We start from the raw sequence: 19,705 nt of genomic DNA, 5'->3' as shown, positions 1-19,705 counted from the left end.
CCATACCCGAACTGTCAAAGGAATCCGATCGTGGCCGAACGTGAACCGCGTCCCCGAACCGTCGGTGTGGTCCTGGCGGGCGGCGTCGGCCGACGCGTCGGCCACGACACCCCCAAACAACTGCTGGAGATAGCGGGCAGGACGATCCTCGAACACACCCTCGCCCTGTTCCAGGAGGCACCGGAGATCGACGAGATCATCGTCCTGATGGCGCCCGGCTTCACCGGCGAGGTGGAGCGAATCGTCGAGCGCAACGGCTTCACGAAGGTCGGCAGGATCCTGGAGGGCGGCGCGAGCCGCCCGGAGACCACCTGGCGAGCGCTGCAGGCCCTGGGTGCACAGGAGTGCCACGTGCTGCTGCACGACGCCGTACGGCCGCTGGCGGACAGAAGGATCATCGCCGACTGCGTCGAGGCGCTGAGGACCTTCTCGGCGGTCGAGGTGGCGATCCCGAGTTCCGACACGATCGTGGTGACCTCGCCGGGGCCGCACGGGGAGATCGTCAGTGACGTCCCCGACCGTGCCCGCCTGCGCCGCGTCCAGACCCCGCAGTGTTTTCGGCTCTCGGTGATCCGCGAGGCGTACGAGCGTGCCTTCGCCGATCCCGGCTTCGGCGACCGGCCGGCCACCGACGACTGCGGCGTGGTGCTGCGCTACCTGCCCGACGTGCCGATCCACGTGGTGCCGGGCAGCGAGCGGAACATGAAGGTCACGCACCCGGTGGACCTCTTCGTCGCCGACAGGCTCCTCAGGCTCGCCGCGAGCGAGGTTCCCTCCCGCTCGGACACCGCCCTGCGCGAGGCGCTGGAGGGCAGGACCGTGGTGGTCTTCCGCGCGGACGACGGCGCCGGCGCCGAGGTGGCGCGACTCGCCGGAGAGTACGGCGCCCGGGTGTTCCCCTTCCCCGGATCACCGGCCCCCGGCGAAGTGCGCGTGGACGACCCCCAGGCGGTGGCCGACGCGCTCGCCCGGGTCGTCAAGGAGACGGGCGGTATCGACTACGTGATCAGCGCGGCGGGCACGCCACCACAGGGCAGGCTCGACGCGGTGGACGACGCCACGATCGCCGGGACCGTGAACGCGGACCACCTCGGTCCCGTCACCGTCGCCAGGGCGGCGCTCCCCCGTCTCCGCGAGACGCGGGGACAGTTGCTGTTCCACTCCCCCTCTCCCGGTGGGGACGGGGCGGGCGAGGGCCTGCGCTCCTTCGCGGGAGCCGCCGTGGCCGGGCTGACCCTCGCTCTCGCCAGGGAGTGGACGGAGTACGGGATTCGGGTCAACTGCGTGGAACCCGGACGGGCCGGAGCCGCGACGCCGACGGGCCCGTTCTCCTCGCACACCGTCGCCCGCACCTCGCTGGACGTGCTCGCCTCCGGCGTCACCGGTCAGGTGATCGACTCCCGTCCTTGATCAGCCGCCCGCGTGGTCGGGCTTTCCCAGCCTTCTCGGGCTGGTGAGAAAACCCCAGCCCCACGACATGTGCATGGTGACGTAGACCAGCGGCAGCCGGACGAGCGCCGGGGTGGGCAGGCCGCTGCCGGTGATCGCGGAACCGGCGAGGATCGCCGCCAGGTAGCCGCCGGGGATCAACAGCCCCGGCCAGAAGAACGGGGAGACCACCAGGCCCGCCAGGATGGCGAGCACGGCGAGCGGAGGCGCCAGGTAACGCAGGTTGATCGTGCCCTCGTGGGTGCGGGCGACCACCCTGCGCCAGCGGCCGTAGTGGAAGTACTGCTTGGCGAGGGCCCTGAGGTTGGGCCTCGGGCGGTAGGAGACGCGCATCCGGGGCTGGAACCAGACCAGGCCGCCCGACTCGCGGATGCGGTGGTTCATCTCCCAGTCCTGGGCGCGCTGGAAGTGTTCGTCGTAGCCGCCGACCCGCTCCAGCGCGGCGCGGCGGAACACACCGAGGTAGACCGTGTCGGCCGGGCCGGCGGTGCCGCCGGTGTGGAACCGGGCGCCGCCGACACCGATCTTGGACGTCATCGCGCGGGCCACGGCCTGCTCGAAGGGAGTGACGCCCTCGGCCGCCATCACGCCGCCCACGTTGTCGGCGCCGGTCTCCTCAAGGGTCTCCACCGCGACCTGGAGGTAGTCCTCGGGGAGCATCGCGTGGCCGTCCACCCTCGCGATGATCGAGTTACCGGACGCGGCGATCGCCGCGTTGAGCGCGTTGGGAGTGCGGCCGGTCGGGTTGGGAACGACGATCACCCGAGGGTCGGCGGCGGCGATTTCGTCGGCGACTTCCTGGGTACGGTCGTGGGAGGGGCCGATCGCGAGCACGACCTCGATCGGTCCCGCGTATCGCTGCGACAGCACCTGACGCACCGCCTCCCTCAGATGGCGCTCCTCGTTCAGCACCGGGATGACGATGGAGATGGGGGGCCAGACACGTGTCTCGGAAGACGACGCCGGCGAGGGCGAGTCGGGGAACTGCTTCATGGCGTCGCTCACGCTACTGTACGAACGGGTACCTCATCGACCCAGCTGGAGCCTAGGGGGCCATGCATGCGCGACCCGGAGGAGGATTCGGGTGTGCACGTGGGCGGTGACGCCTACGGAAGCGTCCGGGTGGACCCGAGGCGTGTTCGCAGGTCGGCGAGGGGCGCCCGCACCAGGCGGCGCGGCCTGGTGATCGCCGGCGCGCTCTCCTGCCTGGTCCTGGGCAGTTCTGGAGTGACCTGGGCGTTGACCAACTACGCCACGAAGAAGATCGAGGCGGTCGACGCCGGGGTCCAGGGATCGCGGTCGAGCACCGGCGCGATGAACATCCTGGTGGTCGGGGTCGACAAGCGTGACAACCTCACCCGCAAACAGCAGAACCAGCTCAAGCTGGGCCGCGAGACCGGCGAGCGCACCGACACCATGATGGTGATCCACGTGTCGGAGGACCACCGCAAGGTCACCGTGGTCAGCCTCCCCCGCGACACCTGGACGGCGATTCCCGGCAACGGCGAGCACAAGATCAACGCCGCCTACCAGTTCGGCGGCCCGAAGCTCACGACGCGCACGGTGCAGGCCGTCACCGGCCTGACCATCCATCACTACGTCGAGGTCAACGTGCTGGGGTTCATCGAGGTGGTCGACGCCCTCGGCGGCATCTCGGTCTGCACCCCGGTCCCGATCAACGACCCGAAGACCGCGCTCAACCTGCAGCCGGGCACATACTCCTTCGACGGCGTCAAGGCGCTCGCCTACGCCCGCACCCGCGCCACCGCCCGCTCCGACCTCGACCGCATCGACCGCCAGCAGCAGGTGATCTCCGCGTTGCTGAACCAGGCGCTCAGCGGTGAGACGCTGACCAACCCGGTCAGGCTCGCCTCGTTCGTCGACACGGCTCTCGACACGATCCGGGTGGACGACGCGCTCCGCGGGGACCTGCTCGGCCTGGCCGACCAGCTCAAGGACGTCTCCACCGACGACGTGACCTTCGCCACGGTCCCGCTCGCGGACGTCGACTACAAGACGCCGACCGGTGAGTCCGCCGTCCTCTGGGACAAAGCGGCGGCCAAGGAGTTGTTCCGCAGGATCGCCGCCGACGAGACGCTCGTCAAGCCCTCCAAGCCCCCTAAGGCCACGCCCACCCCGACGGCCTCCCCCTCGGCTCCCGCGCTGACCGTCGCGCCCTCGCGGATCGCCCTCACCGTGCTCAACGGCACCACGATCACGGGGCTGGGCGCGCAGACCAGGGCGGACCTGCAGAGGGTGGGCTTCCTGGTGCCCGAGATCCCCGGCAACACCCCGCAGAAGGACTTCGACAAGACCGTCATCCGGTACGGCCCCGGCCGCGAGGACTCGGCACACACCGTCGCCGCCGCGCTGCCCGGAGCGGACCTGCGCCCGGTGGAGAGCCTCGGTGACAAGATCGAGGTGGTCGTCGGCCGGAAACACGAGCGGGCGAAGAAGGTCACCGTGCAGGAGACCGCCGCGCCTACAGCGGTCGCCACCCCTACCGCGACCCCGACGGCAAGAACAGCGACCGACAATATCTGCAAAAAGTGAGCTACGTGCATAACAACCTTCTGCCAGGGAAGCTGAGAAGGCACGGAGGTGATGATCGTGATCTCGACATTCGACGTTCAGACGTGGCGCAGTGGCACCTGTGTGGTCGTACAGGCGGCGGGCGAGCTCGACATGGCCGTGGCTCCGCGGTTGCGCGCGGAGATCGACCACGCCCTGGAGGACGCCGGAACCCCGAACCTGGTGCTGGACCTGACGGGCGTGCCGTTCTGCGACTCGGTGGGGCTGGGGGTCATCGTGGGCACGCTCACCCGGATCAAGGAGGCCCACGGTCACCTCATGCTGGTGGTGAGCCCCGGCATGATCACACACCTGTTGACGATCACGAATCTCGACAGGCACTTCGAGACGCGAGCCACCCTGCGCGACGCGCTCGACGCCATGGCCCCGAGCCATTCCGCGGGCTGACTCCGCCCAGCTCAGGCCCGCTTTCCCACCCGGCGCAGGACCCTCTCCCGCCACTCGGGAACCGCCCTGACGACCCTTCGGGGACACGGCTACAAAGCTGTTTCCTTGAATAGCTGGCACATATCCAGGTTGGCATCTACACTTCGCTTCGAAGCTACACGATCACGGAAAGCGATGGTTCGCACCGTTAGGGAGTATCGTGGCTTCAGATCGTCCATCCCCTCCGCGCCCGCACGACGCGGCCAGGGAGGCGGCGAGCTGAGGCCAGGCGTCCGAGCGACACCCCCTGGCCGGATACGTACATTCACGTCAGCCTGCAGGGAAGTGGGCGATGAACGCACTGCAACTCACGAGCGAGCACGCCGATGGCTTCGTGGTCATCACGGTGGCCGGTGAGCTCGACCTCGCCACCAGGCCGAAACTGTCGGTCTTCACCCAGGACGTCATCGACGCCCGCCCCGGTACGGTCATCATCGACCTGTCAGGCGTCACCTTCATCGACGCCTGCGGCCTGAGCGCGCTGATCGCCATCAGGCGGCACGCGCGCGAACGGGACACACCTCTGCTCCTGGCCGGAGCCCCGCCCGTGGTTCTCAAGCTCCTGAAGCTCACGAACCTCGACGCGTCCTTCACCGTGGTCTCCCGCTCGGGAGCGATGAGCCCTCCGCCGGGCTGTCCCGAGGCCGCCTCACATCCTCAGGCGGCCTCCCCTCTCGCCGACCGGTAGAAGCCGGCCCACACCGCCGCCCAACCGGAGAGGTTTTCCGCCCGGGATCGACTACTCCTCCCGGGTCGGGCGACTCTCCGTTCACCAGGGCCGGATCGAAGATCCGCGAGGTCCGCGGATGGTCAGGGCACTCGATGTGGGTCGGCCCGCGGTCATGTCCTCAGCCCGACGGCGGACGGCGGGGAGCGGTGGGCGCCGACATGTGGATCACCTCGATCTCGCCGTCCAGGAGAAGCGGGCCGGCCACGTACGGAACCAGCAGCGTGTCCCCCCTCCTGAGCGACAGGTCGTCCTTCCCGCCGGTCAGCCTTCCCACGCCCGACACCGCGACCAGGACGCCGAACCCCTGGTCCAGGCGGTCGCCGCCGCGCACGCGGCGTGCGGAGAAGAACTCGTCGGCGGCCTCGGGCAGCAGTCGCGCCGGAGTGCCCCGAAGCCCGTCCAGGCGCGACGGCGTCCACGCGCCGCGGTCGACGCAGCCCAGGGCGAGGTCGTAGTCGAGGCCGAGGTGGCCGTCCGACAGGCCGAAGCCCTCGTACTCCAGCAGTACGGAGAAGTCGGTCGGCTCCTGGATCTCGACCAGCAGGATGCCGTCGCCGATCGCGTGCGGCAGTCCTGCCGGGCAGAGGATCGCGTCACCGGCCGCGACCGGGACCTTGTTGGTGGCGGCGAGCATCCGCTCGGTCTCCTGGCCCGCCACCCAACCGGCCAGTTCGCCGGCCTCCACGTCCCGGGCGAAACCCAGGTGGACGTACGCGTCGGGCCGCGCGGAGACGATCACCCATGCCTCGGTCTTCCCGTAGGGCGAGGCCAGGTGCGCGTTCGCGAAACGGCGGTCGGGGTGCACGTGCAACGGCAGCCGCTGCCCGGCGTCGAGCAGCTTCACCAGCACGCCGGTGTCGGTGCGCCCGGGACCGAGCCACCAGGCGGGGTCGGCGGCGATCGCCTCGGCCAGCACCCGGCCGTCCCGCAGGGTGGACAGCCCGGAAGGGGCGAGCCCGAACCTGCTGGTCACCGAGCCCACCCAGTCCTCGGGGCGATCGGGCAGCGCCGGTGCACCGCGGAACTCCGCGATCCGGCCTGCGCCGCGGTAGAACGTCTCCGGCTGGTTGGCGGACAGTATCTCGATGGTCATCGGGCCTCCTTACGAGCCGACGCGCCGGGAGACGGTCATCGGTTTTCCATACGCGCCGGCGCGGCGAGAGATCGTCGGTTCTCCGTGCGCGCCAGCGCGGCGAGAGGCCGTCGGTTCTCCGTGCGCGCCAGCGCGGCGAGAGGCCGTCGGTTCTCCGTGCGCGCCGACGCGGCGAGCGATGGTCATCGGCGCTCCTCGCGGGCCAGCGCGGCGAGAAAGCCCCCGACGAACGTGTCCCCCAGCCCGACGGTCGTGGGGTTCTGGACGTCGAGCGAGAATCCCGGGACGCAGTGGACGGTGTCGCCCATCCGCTCGTGCAACGCCCTCGCGAAGGCGACGGACTCGATCCTTCGCGGTCGTCGGCGCAGCCGGTCGACGTCCTCGCCGGTGAAGTCGTCACCGTGGCAGTAGCGGGTCGCGGCCATCACGGTGCCGGTGTCGAGGGCGTCGGCGTACTCGCCCGCGCCTTCCCCGAACGCCGCCGCCCAGTACTTCGTGTGCAGCACCAGCGTCGGCACCGGGATGAGCGCGCGGACCGCCGTGAGCGCGGCTGCGACGTCCTCCGCCGAGAGCAGGTCGACCTGGCGTCCGAGGTACGACTGCATCTCGTCCTCGTTCAGCCCGTACACGTCGATCTCGTCGAGCAGCGCGTCCCTGACCCGGTGGCTGAAGGCGGGCTCGTGGTACGCCGCGTCCTCGAAGTAGGTCACCGCCCCCGGCGGCAGCCGCCGCATGTGCGAGCGCAGCTCGACAAGCCGCCGGTCGAGCTCCGCCTCGTCCTGCATCGCGTTGAGGCCCGAGATGAGAAAAACCTCCGCCTTGGCGAGCCGGTCGCCCAGGTCGTCGGTGAGCAGCATGTCGCCGTTGGCCGGGTCGTTGACGTAGATCAGCCGGTTCGGGAACGGCGCGGTGATGTCGAGGTCACCGCTCCGGATTCGCAGGCCCTGGTCGTACTGGACGATCAGGTGGGGGTAGAAGGTGTCCTCGACGCCGCTGGAGACGTAGTCGCCGTCCGCCGGCAGCAGCCGCCGGATCGTGTCGTTCACGCTGACCAGGTGGAGCGTCGACGGCACGCCCAGCCGGCTCATCAGGATCCCGGCCCGCACCGAGGTGCCGCCCAGGGTCGCCCGGTAGGGGAAACGGGCGGCGAAGGCCTCGAGCGCCGGGGCGGAGGCGACGAAGTGCTCGCCACCACGGCCCCGGGCCACGTATCCGAGAATGGACACCACGAGGTCCCGCTCGCCGGTCACGGTGGCCGGCGGCGACGCCGGTTCGGCGGCGGCGATGCCGTAGTCGGCGACCAGCCGCTCCAGGACGCCGGCGGTGAGCGTCAACTCGTAGTCGACGCAACCGCCAAGGCCGAGAACCACACGGGAGGCGTCGGCCATGTCAGTAGAGCGAGCCCTTGCCGGCGGCGCCGAACAGGTCGATCTTGTGGGCGGCGACCACCTTCATCGCCTCGACGCACGCGGGCTGGATGCTGTTCGGCTCGCGCAGCTTTCCGTCGGCGAGCATCTCGCGCATCTTGTCGTGGTACGCGACCTTGATGTCACTGGAGATGTTGATCTTGTTGATGCCGATCCGCGCGGCCTCGGCGATCTCGTCGTCCGGGTTGCCGGAGCCGCCGTGCAGCACGAGCGGAATCGGCAGCCGGCTCTTGATCTCCTTGAGCAGGTCGAGCTTCAGCTCGGGCTTCAGGTGCGCCGGGTAGATGCCGTGGTAGGTGCCGATCGCGATGGCGAGACTGTCCGCGCCGGTGACCTCGACGAAGGTGACCGCGTCGTCCGGGTCGGTGTAGATGATCGTGTCGGCGCCCTCCTCGGCCTCGCCGTCGGTCGCGCCGATCGTGCCGAGTTCGGCCTCCACGGAGATGCCGAGGGCGTGCGCGGAGTCGGCGACCCGCTTGGAGATGGCGATGTTCTCGTCGAACGGCTTCAGCGAGGCGTCGATCATCACGGAGGTGAAGCCGTACTGGATCGCCCGCAGGATCTGCTCGTAGGTGGCGCCGTGGTCCCAGTGGATCGCGACCGGGACGCTCGCGTTGTGCGAGCGCTCGATGATGCCGGTGATCATCTCGCGGCCGATGTGCCGCGCCTCGTCGGGGTGGATCCCGACGATCAGCGGCGCGTTCTTCTCCTCGCTGATCTCCACGATGCCCTTGAACATCGCCCAGTCGCTGATGTTGAACGCGGGCACGGCGAAACTGTGCTCGTTGGCGACGTCCAGAATCGCCTTGCCGGTCGTCAGCATTTCGGTATTTCTCCTTATAAATGGGGGTGTGTCTGGTTACTGGGGGGTGTTCAGCGGCCCGGAGGGATCAGGCCTTGACGGCGCCGGCGGTGAGCCCGCCGATGAACCGCCGCTGGAAGAGAAGGAAGAGGATGAGAACGGGGATGGAGCCGAGGATGCTCATCGCCATCATCTGGTTCCACTCGTAGGAGTGCTGGCCCATGAGCAGCTGGATGCCGATCGGCACCGTGCGCATGTCGTTGGTGCGGGTCAGCGTGAGCGCGAACAGATACTCGTTCCACGAGATCATGAACGTGTAGATCCCGACCGCGATCAGACCCGGCACCGAGACCGGCACCAGGATCCGCCACAGCGCGGTCCAGCCGGTACCGCCGTCCACCTTGACCGACTCGTCCAGCTCTCGCGGCAGCGTGTTCAGGTACGCGGTGATCATGATGATCGCGTACGGGAGGGTGAACACCATGTGCGTGAGGATGAGGCCGGGATAGGTGTTGTACAGGCCGAGCCCGACGACGAGCCCGAAGTACGGGATGACGAGCGTGATCGGCGGCACCGCCTGGACGCTGACGATCACGGCGTTGATGGTCCGCTGGAACGGGAACGTGAAGCGGCTGAACGCGTACCCGGCCAGGATCGCCACCAGGAGCGTGAGGACCGTCACCGCGAGGGCGACGATGTAGCTGTTGAGGAAGAACCGCAGCTGCTCGCCGTTGCCCAGGATCTCGCGGTAGGCGTCCAGCGAGAAACCCTCGGTGATCAGCTGCGGCGGGCTCTGGAAGACCTCTCCGTTCCCCTTGAACGAGGTGGAGAGCATCCACAGGACCGGCAGGACGGCGAACAGCGCGCCGAGGACGAGTCCCGTGACGACCCCGGCCTTCGCGAGGGTGTGCCGCGTCTTGACGGTCATCCTGACGCTGCTCTTGACGCTGGCCATCTCACCGCTCCCTTTGCTGGCGTACGTAGAAGAAGGCCAGGACCATCGTGAGCAGCAGTACGACCACGGCGGCCGCGGACGCGGTCGCGAACTCGTACTCGCTGAAGGCCTGCTTGTAGGTGTAGGTGCTGAGCATCTCGGTGGTGTTCAGCGGCCCGCCGCCGGTCATCATCCAGATCAGCGCGAACTGCTGGGACGTCCAGATCAGGTCGAGCACCGCCATGCCGATGATCACCGGCCGCAGCTGCGGGAGCGTCACGTTCAGGAAGCGCCGGAGCGGGTTCGCCCCGTCCACCGCGGCCGCCTCGTACAGGTCGGCGGGGATGCCCTGCAACCCGGCGAGCAGGCTGATCATGAAGAACGGATAGCCGGACCAGATGTTGACGAAGGTGACCGCCCAGAGCGCCGTGCTCGGGTCACCGAGCCAGTTCACACCCTCCTGGATGAGGCCCAGCGTCTGCAGCACATAGTTGACCACGCCGGCCGGGTCGAGCAGCAGCCGCCAGATGACCGCGATCACCGCGATCGTGAACAACCAGGGCAGGATGTAGACGATCCGGAAGACGGCCTTCGCGACCCCGCCCAGCAGCCGCGTGTTGAGCATCATCGCGAAGGCGAGGCCGAGGACGAGGTGGGCCACGGTGCTGACCGAGATGAAGATCGCGGTGTTCTTCAGCGCGGCCAGGAAGTCCGGGTCGGTGAGCACCTTGGCGTAGTTGGCGAACCCGGCGAACACCGAGTTCTCCTGGATGATCACGTTGTCCCGGAACGAGTAGCCGACCACCATGACGATGGGGACCACCATCAGGAGCACGATCAGCAGGATCGTGGGGGACAGATAGCCGTACGGGACCAGGCGCCGGGCCGGGGTGGAGCGGTCGCGGCCGGGGGCGGCCCGCCCCGGCGGCGGCGCGCTCTCCGGCGCGGTCATGGGTTCGACTTGCGCCGATGTCATCGCTGTCTCCTTGGTCAGGCGCCGCGCCGGCGGAGCGGCGCGGCGCCCGGGCGGACTACTCGATCACCGAGGACCAGGACTCCTGGGACTTCTGGAGGGCCTCGTCGACGCTCGTCTTGCCGGTCAGCACGAGCTGGAGCTGCTCGTCGAAGCTGCGCATCAGGTCCTCGGCCTTGGGCAGGCCGACGAACTCGTTGGCCGGGTAGCCCTGCTGGTAGATCTCGAAAGCGGTCTTGAACATCGGGTCACCGCCGCTGAAGTCGGGCTCCGCGTTCTTGTTGCCGGGGAAGCCGTTCGCGATCGTGCTGAGCTTCGCGTTCGCCTCCTGGCTCATCAGGTAGGACACGAACTTGAACGCCTCGGCCTTGTGCTCGGTGGAGTCGGAGATGCCGATGCCCCATGACGCGTAGGGGATGCCGCGCTTGCCGGTGTAGCCGTCCTCGGCGGGCAGGGCCGCGATCTCGAACTTCAGGTCCGGCTTGTTCTTCTTGATCAGGTTGATGTGCGCGAGCGAGTCGATCATCATGCCGACCTGGCCGTTGGTGAACTTCTCGACCTTGTCCTGCTCTTTCATGGTGAGCGAGCCCGGCGCGATGGCGTCGGCGTCGTTCAGGCTCTTCACGAACTCGACCACGCCCTTGACCTCGGGGCTGGTCAGGTTCGGCTTGCCGTCCTGCAGCATGCTGCCGCCCGAGGCCCACAGCCAGGACATGACGTCGTTCTGGATGCCGTTGGGCACCGCGGTGTCGAGCGGGAGCGCCCAGCCCTTGGCGTTGCCGCCGGTCGCACTGATCTTCTTGGCCGCGTCCAGGAACTCGGAGCGCGTACCGGGCACCTTCTCGATGCCCGCCTTGGTGAGCAGGTCCTTGTTGACGAAGAGCGGGTAGACGAAGTTGACCACCGGGATCATGTACGTCTTGCCGTCGAGCTGCACCTGGCTGGCGAGCTGGCTGTCGTCGTAGCCCGCCTCGGTCATCAGCTTGGACATGTCGGTGATCGCGCCCTGCTTGGCGAAGTCGTTCACCCAGGCGCCGTCGAGACCGACCACGTCGGGCAGGGTCTTGGACGCCGCACCGGTGAGCAGCTGCTGCTTGGTCGAGGCGTACGGCGCACTCAGCAGCTTGATCTTGATGTTCGGGTTCTGGGCCGTGAAGTCATTGATGATCTTGTCGAAATCCTCGGCCGGAAGCTCGGCCCCCCACCACTGCGCGAACTCCAGCGTCACGGTGCTGTCCGCACCGGCGTCAGCCGAGTCGCTTGTGCTGCCCGAGCCGCACGCCGCAACGAACGCGACCATCGCGGCCGCTGTCACCGCCCCTGTCAGTCGCCTCAGCCGGGCTGCGCGAATCGTCATGGCCAGCTCCTTCCACATCTAGATCTTTCTGTTTTCTGCTGTGTGGCGGTCACGTTAGCAGCGCATTACGAACGTAAACAAGAGAAGAACAGCAGAAAGCTGCGCACTATGGCAAAGTCTCGCGCCGCACGGCGAGGCATGTGTCTCGGCCACCTTCTTCGACCTGGAGATGAACAGGGAGATGCACGGCTTCGAGGACCCCGCCCACCCTTGCAGGTTTTCGCTGTTCTATGCTGCGATGCACGCGAGCGGGGTGCGTTTGTGGCATACTGCCGCACTACCGAAGGGAGATCAGTGAGCGGCGACAGGGACGATCGGCAGCGCCACCTACCTGCCGGACGCAAGGCCCAACTGGCCGCGTACGTCTCCGACACCGGGCAGGTCACGGTGAGCGAGCTGGCAGAGCGCTTCGGCGTCTCCATCGACACCGTGCGACGCGACCTCGACCAGCTGAGCGCCGACGGCATCCTCGTGCGCACGTACGGCGGCGCCGTCAGCCTGTCCACGATCTCCCGCACCGACCGCGCCGTCGACCAGCGACTCAACGAGCAGGAGAAGGAGAAGGAGAAGATCGCGGCACTGGCCGCGGCACTCGTCCAGGACGGCTCGACCATCATGATCAACGGCGGGACGACCACCCTCGCGTTCGCCCGCAGTCTGCGCCAGCACCGCGACCTCACGGTGGCGACGAACAACCTGCTGGTGCCCGGCGCGCTGCCGCCGACGGCGATCCGCGACATCTACATCTTCGGCGGCGCGGTGCGCTCGCTCACCCTCGCCACGATCGGCCCGGTCAGCTTCCGCACCAACACCGGCACCGAGCTGGACGTCAGCTGCGACCTGGCACTCATCGGCGTCGGCGCCGTCTCCGCGGACGCCGGCTACACGACGAGCAACCTCGCCGAGGCCGCGATGATGCAGGAGATGCTCGCCCGCGCGGCCCGCGTGGCGATCCTCGCCGACTCCTCCAAGTTCGGACGCCGGCTGTTCGCCCAGGTGTCGGAGCTCGGCGCCGCCGACTACCTCATCACCGACACCATGCCGCCGCCCGACCTGAGAGACGCCCTCGCCGCGAACGAGGTGGAGCTGATCACCCCCGCGGCTCCACCGAGGCCACGAGAGGCCAGGAGCTAGCCCGTTTCCCCCATGCGAAGGAGTAACGAATGGCACGTCCGGTGTCCGCCGGTTGGACCGGAGCGGTTCTCGCCGCTCTCCTGCTGACCGGTTGCTCCTCCGACCAGTTGGGCGATCGCGGCGGCAAGGAGAACGCGGCGCCGGACAAGGTGGGCGACGTCGACTACGTCGAGGTCTTCCGCAACGCCGACAATTTCCCCAACGTCGCCCGGATCTGCGTCGAGGGCCTCGCCTTCGCCAGCACGTCGAGCGGGGCACGCGGCGAGAGCGGTGTCGCCAACCCTGCGCTGCTCCGCATCCCCGAATGGGACACCACGTGCGCAAAGCACTCGAAAACCCCGCCGGCCCCCAGGACGAGCCCTTCTCCGGGCTGACCCGGGATCTGTGACTTCCTCGGCGGGAGTTCCGATCTCGAAGCACCTCGACGCCGGGGAACGAGGCTTTCAGATCGCCCCGACGTACACCCAGTCTCCCCTGTGCCGGACGAAGCGGCTGTGCTCCTCCAGGTGGCCCTCTTCGCCGTGCTCGACGTAGTGGGCGCGGAAGCGGACGGTGCCCTCGGTGTGGAAGGCGCTGCCGCCGGTCGTCTCCGTCACCTCCAGTCGCGTCCACCGCAGCCCGCCACCGAGGTCGACGGCGGGCGGGCGCATCGACGGGTGCCAGGTGCGCAGGAGGTAGCCGGCGTCGCCGACGCTGAAGGCGCTGAACCTCGACCGCATCAACGCCTCGGCCGTCGTCGCTGACGCCTCCCCGCGGTGCAACCGCCCGCAGCAGTCCCCGTACGGCGCGGGCAGCCCGCACGGACACGAGGCGGTGGGCGCGAAACGGACTCGGGACCGTGGATCACGTCGTGGCACGCCCTCCAGTATGCCCGCGCCCTCCACCAGGCCGGTTCCCGACGCCGGAAACCGGCCGGATCCGTTCCGCGGGCATGCCGCGTCCCGTTTCCCCGACCTGCTCCGACGGGTCGTATCGCCAACGCGGCATCGGCCTCGGAGAAGATCCCGAACGTCGCCACAGTGGGCCGCGGGCGGCGCGTACGACCGCCCGCGGCCCGGTGGGAGCTCACGTCAGTTGCGCAGGCTCCACTGCTGGTTCGTGCCGCCGTTGCACGCCCACAGAATCATCCTCGTACCGTTGGCGGTGCCGGCACCGTTGGCGTCCAGGCACAACCCGGACTGCACACCGGTGATGGTGCCGTTGGAGTTGACGTTCCACTGCTGGTTGGTCTGTCCGTTGCAGTCCCAGATCACGACCTGAGTGCCGTTCGAGGTGCCCTGGCCGTAGGCGTCCAGGCACTTGTTGCCGAACACCTGCAGCTGCTTGCCCGAGGTGTACGTCCACCGCTGGCCGGTGCCGCCGTTGCAGTCCCACAGCTGCGCCTGAGCGCCGTTGGTCGCCGTGCCGCCGTTGATGTCCACGCATCGACCCGACTGACCGCCCACGATCGTGCCGTTCTGCTGGTTGCTTCCGCCGCTTCCCTGCCTGACGAGCGATTTCGACTCGGCCGACCGGTTCCCCTGGGCGTCCACGATGTAGAGCCGATATTCACCGTTCGACGTCGGAACGGCGATGGAGGTCGCGGTTCCGCTCGCCCTGGTCATCGTGTTGCCGGCGGCGAAGGACGTCGTACCCAGGGGGGCGAGCCAGACCGACTTGCTCGCGTCGCCGGCGCTGCGGATGGGAATCGACGTCGCACCGGCGCTGACGACGGTGCTGGCGGGCAGGACGTAATCCGGCAGGGAAAGATTGCTCTGCGGAATGATGTTTCGGTACGCGTCCTCAAGTCCGGAATTCACCGCGATGCTGTACGCCTGCGACGGCCAGACGTAGTCGGAGGACACGAGGATGTCGTGGACCGTGCTGTTCGGCAGGTTCTTGTTGGAGACCTTGTTGATGGGGCCGTACGTCTGCGTGATGCTCAGATCGTGCTTGCGCCCGAAGTCGTCGGAGTTGATGAGCCACGTGATGTTCTTGTCCACGCTCAGGAGGTTGTCGCGGAAAACCATGTTCCCCGAGCCCTCGTCCGGGTGGAGTCCGTACTTGTGGCCGGACGGGACGCCCTGCATGTAGTTGTTGGTGATCGTGGTTCCCGGCTGGTTGCCCAGCGTGTAGACGGGAGCCGTGTCGCTCAGGCGCTGCACCGTGTCGATGAAGTGGTTGTAGCTGATGGTGTTGTTCTTCGCCGTGGTGGTCGGCCGGTTGGGCGCGATCGAGCCTGACGATCCGTCGAAGTTCCACCATCCCCAGCCGAGCGTCACACCGGACCACGGGGTCTTCTCGATGCGGTTGCGCTGGATGGACAGGCCGTCGGCGAAGTACGCCGAGATGGGGCTGTGCCCGTTGAACAACACGGCGCTGTCGTAGATGTAGTTGTTCTTGATCTCGATGTTCTTGGGTGCGCCTTCGACCTGGGCGGGATACTTCTCGCGGTTCGTCGAGGTGTGGTCCCCGATGTACACGTGCTGGGGATGGCCCACGGCGATGGCGGATCCGGCGATGTCGTTCGTGTAGTTTCCGATCAGCTTCGTGTTCACCACGTCGTTGACCATGTTGATTCCGTCGACGCCGGTGTGCTGCACCCGGTTGTTCTGCAGGACGAGCCCGTCGGCGTTCTCGATCTGGATGATGCCGGGCGCCATGTCGACGTTGCGGTAGTAGTAGACGTGGAAGTTCTGCCTGGCGTACGCCTGCGCGCCGAGGTTGCCCTGCTGGGCCTGCTTGAGCACCGAGCCGGCCACGTTGAACAGGTTCCAGTCGGAGTGCTGGACCGTGAGGCCGGAGAAGGTGATGTTCCGGGCGCGACTGCTCGTGGAGGCGCCGGCGACCCTGAGGAGGGTGGACACGTTGTTCGGCGCGAAAACCGTCGCGGTGGTCATGTTCTCGGAGCTCGCCTTGTAGTAGTACAGCGTCCGGCTCGTCTTGTCGAAGAAGAACTCGCCCGGCGCGTCCAGGAACTCGTAGGCGTTCATGACCTTGTGGCTGCCGTTGATCTGGGCGTTGCCGTTGAAGGCCCCCTGGGCGATGGCCGCTCCCGGCTGCTGGAACTGGACGATCCGGTTCGCCCCGTCAGAGGTGACCTGCCGGGCTCCCACGATGGCCGTGGTCCAGGTCGTCCCCGTCTCGATTTCGATGTCGTCCTGATTGGCGGCGACGGCGGGAAAATCATTCAGGTTGTACTTCACTCCCGCGCACTGCGAACCCGATTCCCACGCCCAGGACGCCTGCCCTGCCGTGATGCTGTAGGTGCCGTAGCATCCCGCGGAGTTCATCGTCTTCGAAGCCATGAACGCTCGCTTGTCGTTGACGTAGAGCGCGCGAAGCTTGTTGCTGCGATTCAGCGGGGCTTTCCAGATGTTGCCGCTGTGCTGCGTCCATCCGGTCACCTGAACGCCTCCGCTGAGGATCGGCGTCTCGTTCTGGTACGCGGCGTATATGACCCGGTAACCATTCGTGCCGGAGTCGGCCGACGTGAAGTCGACGGTGCTGCCGATCGAGTAGTTGCCCCCGCGGAGATACACGTAGATGTCGTCCGTCATGTTGGCGTTCACCGTACGGACGACGTCCCGCGCGCGCTGCAGGGTTCTGAACGGCGACGTGATGGTTCCGGGGTTGGCGTCGTTGCCGTCGGGGGCGACGTAGTAGGTCGCCTGGGCCGCCGCCGAGGCCGAGGTATTACCCACGAAGGTCGGCAGCACCGCGGCGGCGAACACCGCGAGCGCTGCTAACACCTTCCCAGTGGTGGACGAGGCTGACTTCACGCTCTGTTCCTTTCGCTGATTCCGAGCAGAGTGGTCGCCGCGTGATCACCCGTCGCCGTAGAACTCATCGGGGTGTGCCGTCGCGCGGATGTGACGCCTGTCTTGCGGTTGAGGGCATCGATCGGAGGGCTGTGCACCTTTCCGGCCCGAGGGTCGGCCCGCCCGCACGCCATGCGCGGCGATCGCCGGCAGAGCGTGGGACTCGGCAGGCTCGTCGTCGGCGAGGCCGAATGTCCTTGTCGCGGGATGAGCGGTGCCCGCCGTCTCGTGGCATCGAGCATTCGCCCCAGGCGGCTCACGGGCTCTCCGGTACGCGAAGGACGATCTCGTCGGCGCCGAAGGAACCCTGGTCGCCCACCCCGGCGCCGCGCTGACGAGGGTCATCGCCGCCGGGGCGCGAGAGCTCTCCTCATAGCGCGCCCCAAGAATCCGTGGCAGACGCAGCGTTACTATTTCGTAACGTATGACGTATGCCGACTGATGTCTGGGTGTAATGTCCCATTAACAGGGATGTCTCGCAATAGTCCACGGAGCGGGTGAGGCGCACCTTTGTCCATCCCGGCGCCACGACATCAGATGATCTTCCACGACACGGTGGACCTCTCGCGGGGCGCGGCAGAGGCCTGTCGCTCATGCGCACGATGCGACCCGGCGGACAGTGAGTCCGATCTTGCAGGTCAGGAGCCGATGTCTCCGTCGTCGCGCCGGTCGCCGACGGCTGGGCGCAGTCCTCCACACGGCGCTCGCGACGCACCGGATCCCTGCCGGATCAGCCCGCGCTCCGGGCAGAGCGGGGGAGGAAATCACTTACTTCGGCAGTGGTGAATCACCGTCGCCGATGTAACTTTCATCGGCGACGGCGATCACGTCCGCCGGTTCGCTCAATCTTGCGGTAGGTGCCGAAGGCCACCCCACACCGACCAGACCGAAACCCGGAGGCACACGCGAAACCCGGTCCATGGGCATGGTTCGGACCGGGTTTCCGCTGGTCGACGGTCTACTTGAAGAGCTGGCGGGCCATCACCATGCGCTGGATCTGGTTGGTGCCCTCGTAGATCTGGGTGTTCTCCGCTGCACACTCAGACAACCAGGGCGTGGGGCCTTCCTAGGAGGACGGCCCGCGCCGGACTTCAGCCAATCGGTTCTGCGCCATCACTTCGCCGCCAGCAAGGCTGCGGCGCGGGCAGGGACCGCATCGACGTCGTCAAGCGTGTGCACCGCCGCGTCAAGACCAATGAAGACTTGCTCTGCCTCTTCATACGCGAACTCTTGCTGTGCCGTCTCTGGGGGCACTACGACAATCTGGAGATCCACGTCGGAGGCTACCTCGCTGACCGAGTCCTGCGCGTCGATCAGGCGGGCCTCGTCGCCTCGCCGGAGTCGCTCTATGGCGTAACCCCATGCCTTGACCCGGGTGGAGAGGTCATCGATCGAGCTGATTTGGAAGGACCATGCTTGCGTGAGCTGAATTGCGGAGCCGTTGGCGACGGCGATGTCGATGAGAGAGTTCAGCCGATCCCCGATGTAGATCCGACATTTCGGCTTCAGTAGCGATCCTGGGATCTCCGCCCGATTGTAGGCGTCTTTCAGGTCCTGGACTGCCCTGATCCTGCTTATCGACTGCTGGCGCGGAGGCAAGGCGGGATCGATCATCATACTGTCGAAGATCATCGCTAGCGCCTCTTCGGCCCGTCTCGCGATGACGGGAGCGGGCGCGCTGAGTTGAACGGTATTGCGATGGTCTCGGCAGAGTCGATCAAGCCACGCTTCCCCGAGTGGTTCTCCCCTGTCCGCCTCCACCGCAGCCCTGGCGTCGGCGATCTCGCCTGTCACGCGGGCCATGAAGCGTTCAGATACCTCTAGAACCGGCTGCGGAGCAAACCTGCGGATCCGCTCGATGTTGGACAGGCGGCGAACGGCCCAGTCCCCGGTGACCGGATCCCCAGCGATGACCCCGACGTTCACAAATTCACCTGTCTGCGGATCGGGGAGACAGCGGATGATCGAGTACAGGTAGCGGCTCATCGATCTAACCCTCCCTCCGGATCAGGTTGCGCACCCGGCCCGCTACGACTGGAGCGCGGTATTCGAGGAACCAGCCCAGTGTGGCCAGTTCTTCATCGGTTGCTGGCCATGATGCTGGCACGCCGCACATGATGTTGACGAGAACTTCGCGGTCAATTTTCTCAAGGGCATCCGCTACCAGAGCAACCGCCTCCGCGTTTAGCCCATTCCGGACGTCTGGCAACTCGTTTGGCTCGTCCTTCGCGTCACGCAGGACCTGAGGCGAGATCTCTCCCGTGTTCGGCGGGAGATAAAGACCGTGATCATGAGAGTAGACGGTGTAGTCGTCTTCCAAGTCGTGTAGCCATTGCGGATCATCCCCGTAGCACCAGTCATAGAGCGCGTAGAGACCGACGTGCCGGCTGCGGTTGTCGTCACGCCGCCTGTGGCCGAGTCTGTCCCGCACTTCGTCGGCGTGCCGGATGGTTCGGCTCGCATGTCCTATCCCCGGAGTGAGTTCGACACCTCTGGCAATCCCATGCCCACGGAGCTCCTCCGGGATCCGGATGAGACTGCTCTGGCACACGGGTGCGCCGATGAGGGCTCCCACGCGGCTGACGACATACTCGGCCACGAGAGCGCCACGTGCCCAGTTCCGAGTGCAGCCCTCAAGGACCTTGACGAAGTAGTCGTGCCCGTCACCGGCCCTTACCTGAAAGGGTGAGCCCCACGAGGCCCGGCCGGGCTCCAGGACGGCGACAACCTGGAGTTCGTCGAAGTCGTCGTTGCGCCCGCCGACTCGTCCCGCCCAATCACTCTCGCCGACCACTTGGTCACCTTCCGCACGCAACCCAAAACCGTGAGTGAGAGTACAGGCGGGACGGACGTTTGCTTGTGGATTGGCGAACCTGCAATGGAAAATGTGACTCTCCGCACGTCACCGCGGCCTCCGATCACAAACCGGGGCTATCAAATGGCAGGTCGGCCGTCTCGATCAAGGCACTGGCCGAGCACCTCGGCTAC

Annotated in this window: 17 protein-coding genes; 6 read left to right on the top strand and 11 right to left on the bottom strand. The window is 67.2% G+C overall.

The annotated features are described in order from the left end of the window. Positions 1 to 30 precede the first annotated feature (30 nt). Positions 31 to 1,410 (top strand): bifunctional cytidylyltransferase/SDR family oxidoreductase, encoded by a 1,380-nt coding sequence (locus tag AB0B96_RS04200; RefSeq protein WP_362896358.1) that lies wholly within the window; start codon positions 31 to 33, stop codon positions 1,408 to 1,410. Here AB0B96_RS04200 and AB0B96_RS04195 read toward each other — a convergent pair whose 3' ends face one another. Further along, on the bottom strand, positions 1,411 to 2,442 hold the full coding sequence (locus AB0B96_RS04195) for a glycosyltransferase family 2 protein (RefSeq protein WP_362896425.1): 1,032 nt from the start codon (positions 2,440 to 2,442) through the stop codon (positions 1,411 to 1,413). It lies immediately after the preceding gene. A gap of 66 nt (positions 2,443 to 2,508) precedes the next feature. Between AB0B96_RS04195 and AB0B96_RS04190 the strand changes: the two genes are divergently transcribed. The 3 genes from AB0B96_RS04190 to AB0B96_RS04180 all read left to right on the top strand — a co-directional run bounded on the left by AB0B96_RS04190 (position 2,509) and on the right by AB0B96_RS04180 (position 5,155). Beyond that, entirely contained in the window at positions 2,509 to 4,002 is a 1,494-nt protein-coding gene (locus tag AB0B96_RS04190; protein WP_350946447.1) for an LCP family protein, read from the top strand. A gap of 57 nt (positions 4,003 to 4,059) precedes the next feature. Next, entirely contained in the window at positions 4,060 to 4,428 is a 369-nt protein-coding gene (locus AB0B96_RS04185) for an STAS domain-containing protein (protein ID WP_350946446.1), read from the top strand. Positions 4,429 to 4,759: 331 nt separating this feature from the next. Further along, positions 4,760 to 5,155, top strand: coding sequence for an STAS domain-containing protein (locus AB0B96_RS04180; protein ID WP_362896355.1), 396 nt, complete (start codon positions 4,760 to 4,762; stop codon positions 5,153 to 5,155). A gap of 160 nt (positions 5,156 to 5,315) precedes the next feature. Here the strand turns inward: AB0B96_RS04180 and AB0B96_RS04175 are convergent, their stop codons facing one another. The 6 genes from AB0B96_RS04175 to AB0B96_RS04150 form a co-directional block, all read right to left on the bottom strand. After that, on the bottom strand, positions 5,316 to 6,290 hold the full coding sequence (locus tag AB0B96_RS04175; protein ID WP_362896353.1) for a class I mannose-6-phosphate isomerase: 975 nt from the start codon (positions 6,288 to 6,290) through the stop codon (positions 5,316 to 5,318). A 182-nt stretch (positions 6,291 to 6,472) separates the two neighbouring features. Then, positions 6,473 to 7,678, bottom strand: coding sequence for an ADP-dependent glucokinase/phosphofructokinase (locus tag AB0B96_RS04170; RefSeq protein ID WP_362896351.1), 1,206 nt, complete (start codon positions 7,676 to 7,678; stop codon positions 6,473 to 6,475). Position 7,679: 1 nt separating this feature from the next. Continuing rightward, positions 7,680 to 8,540, bottom strand: a complete 861-nt coding sequence (locus tag AB0B96_RS04165; RefSeq protein ID WP_362896349.1) for a ketose-bisphosphate aldolase — start codon at positions 8,538 to 8,540, stop codon at positions 7,680 to 7,682. A 67-nt stretch (positions 8,541 to 8,607) separates the two neighbouring features. Continuing rightward, positions 8,608 to 9,474, bottom strand: a complete 867-nt coding sequence (locus tag AB0B96_RS04160; RefSeq protein ID WP_362896347.1) for a carbohydrate ABC transporter permease — start codon at positions 9,472 to 9,474, stop codon at positions 8,608 to 8,610. 1 nt (position 9,475) lies between these two features. Continuing rightward, positions 9,476 to 10,429 (bottom strand): sugar ABC transporter permease, encoded by a 954-nt coding sequence (locus tag AB0B96_RS04155; RefSeq protein ID WP_350946440.1) that lies wholly within the window; start codon positions 10,427 to 10,429, stop codon positions 9,476 to 9,478. Between the two features lie 55 nt (positions 10,430 to 10,484). Beyond that, positions 10,485 to 11,783: a sugar ABC transporter substrate-binding protein gene (locus AB0B96_RS04150; RefSeq protein WP_362896344.1), complete on the bottom strand. Its 1,299-nt coding sequence runs from the start codon at positions 11,781 to 11,783 to the stop codon at positions 10,485 to 10,487. A gap of 294 nt (positions 11,784 to 12,077) precedes the next feature. Between AB0B96_RS04150 and AB0B96_RS04145 the strand changes: the two genes are divergently transcribed. Next, positions 12,078 to 12,917 carry a DeoR/GlpR family DNA-binding transcription regulator gene (locus AB0B96_RS04145; RefSeq protein WP_362896342.1) on the top strand — a complete coding sequence of 280 codons (840 nt, stop codon included), beginning with the start codon at positions 12,078 to 12,080 and terminating at the stop codon, positions 12,915 to 12,917. Positions 12,918 to 12,946: 29 nt separating this feature from the next. Next, a complete protein-coding gene (locus AB0B96_RS04140) occupies positions 12,947 to 13,291 on the top strand; it encodes a hypothetical protein (protein WP_362896340.1) in 345 nt (114 codons plus the stop codon). A gap of 69 nt (positions 13,292 to 13,360) precedes the next feature. On the opposite strand, the gene AB0B96_RS04135 is transcribed toward AB0B96_RS04140, so the two are convergent. The 4 genes from AB0B96_RS04135 to AB0B96_RS04120 all read right to left on the bottom strand — a co-directional run bounded on the left by AB0B96_RS04135 (position 13,361) and on the right by AB0B96_RS04120 (position 19,511). Further along, positions 13,361 to 13,774, bottom strand: a complete 414-nt coding sequence (locus AB0B96_RS04135; RefSeq protein WP_362896338.1) for a YchJ family metal-binding protein — start codon at positions 13,772 to 13,774, stop codon at positions 13,361 to 13,363. Positions 13,775 to 13,987: 213 nt separating this feature from the next. Beyond that, the gene (locus AB0B96_RS04130) at positions 13,988 to 16,678 is read right to left on the bottom strand and encodes a ricin-type beta-trefoil lectin domain protein (protein WP_362896336.1); all 2,691 of its coding nucleotides are present in this window, start codon (positions 16,676 to 16,678) and stop codon (positions 13,988 to 13,990) included. Between the two features lie 1,152 nt (positions 16,679 to 17,830). After that, positions 17,831 to 18,703 carry a DUF3037 domain-containing protein gene (locus tag AB0B96_RS04125; RefSeq protein WP_362896334.1) on the bottom strand — a complete coding sequence of 291 codons (873 nt, stop codon included), beginning with the start codon at positions 18,701 to 18,703 and terminating at the stop codon, positions 17,831 to 17,833. 4 nt (positions 18,704 to 18,707) lie between these two features. Beyond that, entirely contained in the window at positions 18,708 to 19,511 is an 804-nt protein-coding gene (locus tag AB0B96_RS04120; RefSeq protein ID WP_362896332.1) for a HipA family kinase, read from the bottom strand. Positions 19,512 to 19,705: the final 194 nt, after the last annotated feature.

Origin of the sequence: Streptosporangium sp. NPDC049046 (assembly GCF_040649155.1) — a bacterium.
In the GTDB taxonomy this organism is placed as follows: Bacteria; Actinomycetota; Actinomycetes; order Streptosporangiales; family Streptosporangiaceae; genus Streptosporangium.
Note: the sequence above shows the minus strand (reverse complement) of the source record. Positions and strands in the feature narration are given on the sequence as shown.

Bases quoted from the DNA above. Each gene is read 5' to 3' on its own strand.
- AB0B96_RS04165 (WP_362896349.1), bottom strand. From the start codon at position 8,540: ATGCTGACGACCGGCAAGGCGATTCTGGACGTCGCCAACGAGCACAGT.
- AB0B96_RS04180 (WP_362896355.1), top strand. From the start codon at position 4,760: ATGAACGCACTGCAACTCACGAGCGAGCACGCCGATGGCTTCGTGGTC.
- AB0B96_RS04195 (WP_362896425.1), bottom strand. From the start codon at position 2,442: ATGAAGCAGTTCCCCGACTCGCCCTCGCCGGCGTCGTCTTCCGAGACA.
- AB0B96_RS04190 (WP_350946447.1), top strand. From the start codon at position 2,509: ATGCGCGACCCGGAGGAGGATTCGGGTGTGCACGTGGGCGGTGACGCC.
- AB0B96_RS04155 (WP_350946440.1), bottom strand. From the start codon at position 10,429: ATGACATCGGCGCAAGTCGAACCCATGACCGCGCCGGAGAGCGCGCCG.
- AB0B96_RS04160 (WP_362896347.1), bottom strand. From the start codon at position 9,474: ATGGCCAGCGTCAAGAGCAGCGTCAGGATGACCGTCAAGACGCGGCAC.
- AB0B96_RS04170 (WP_362896351.1), bottom strand. From the start codon at position 7,678: ATGGCCGACGCCTCCCGTGTGGTTCTCGGCCTTGGCGGTTGCGTCGAC.
- AB0B96_RS04150 (WP_362896344.1), bottom strand. From the start codon at position 11,783: ATGACGATTCGCGCAGCCCGGCTGAGGCGACTGACAGGGGCGGTGACA.
- AB0B96_RS04140 (WP_362896340.1), top strand. From the start codon at position 12,947: ATGGCACGTCCGGTGTCCGCCGGTTGGACCGGAGCGGTTCTCGCCGCT.
- AB0B96_RS04125 (WP_362896334.1), bottom strand. From the start codon at position 18,703: ATGAGCCGCTACCTGTACTCGATCATCCGCTGTCTCCCCGATCCGCAG.
- AB0B96_RS04175 (WP_362896353.1), bottom strand. From the start codon at position 6,290: ATGACCATCGAGATACTGTCCGCCAACCAGCCGGAGACGTTCTACCGC.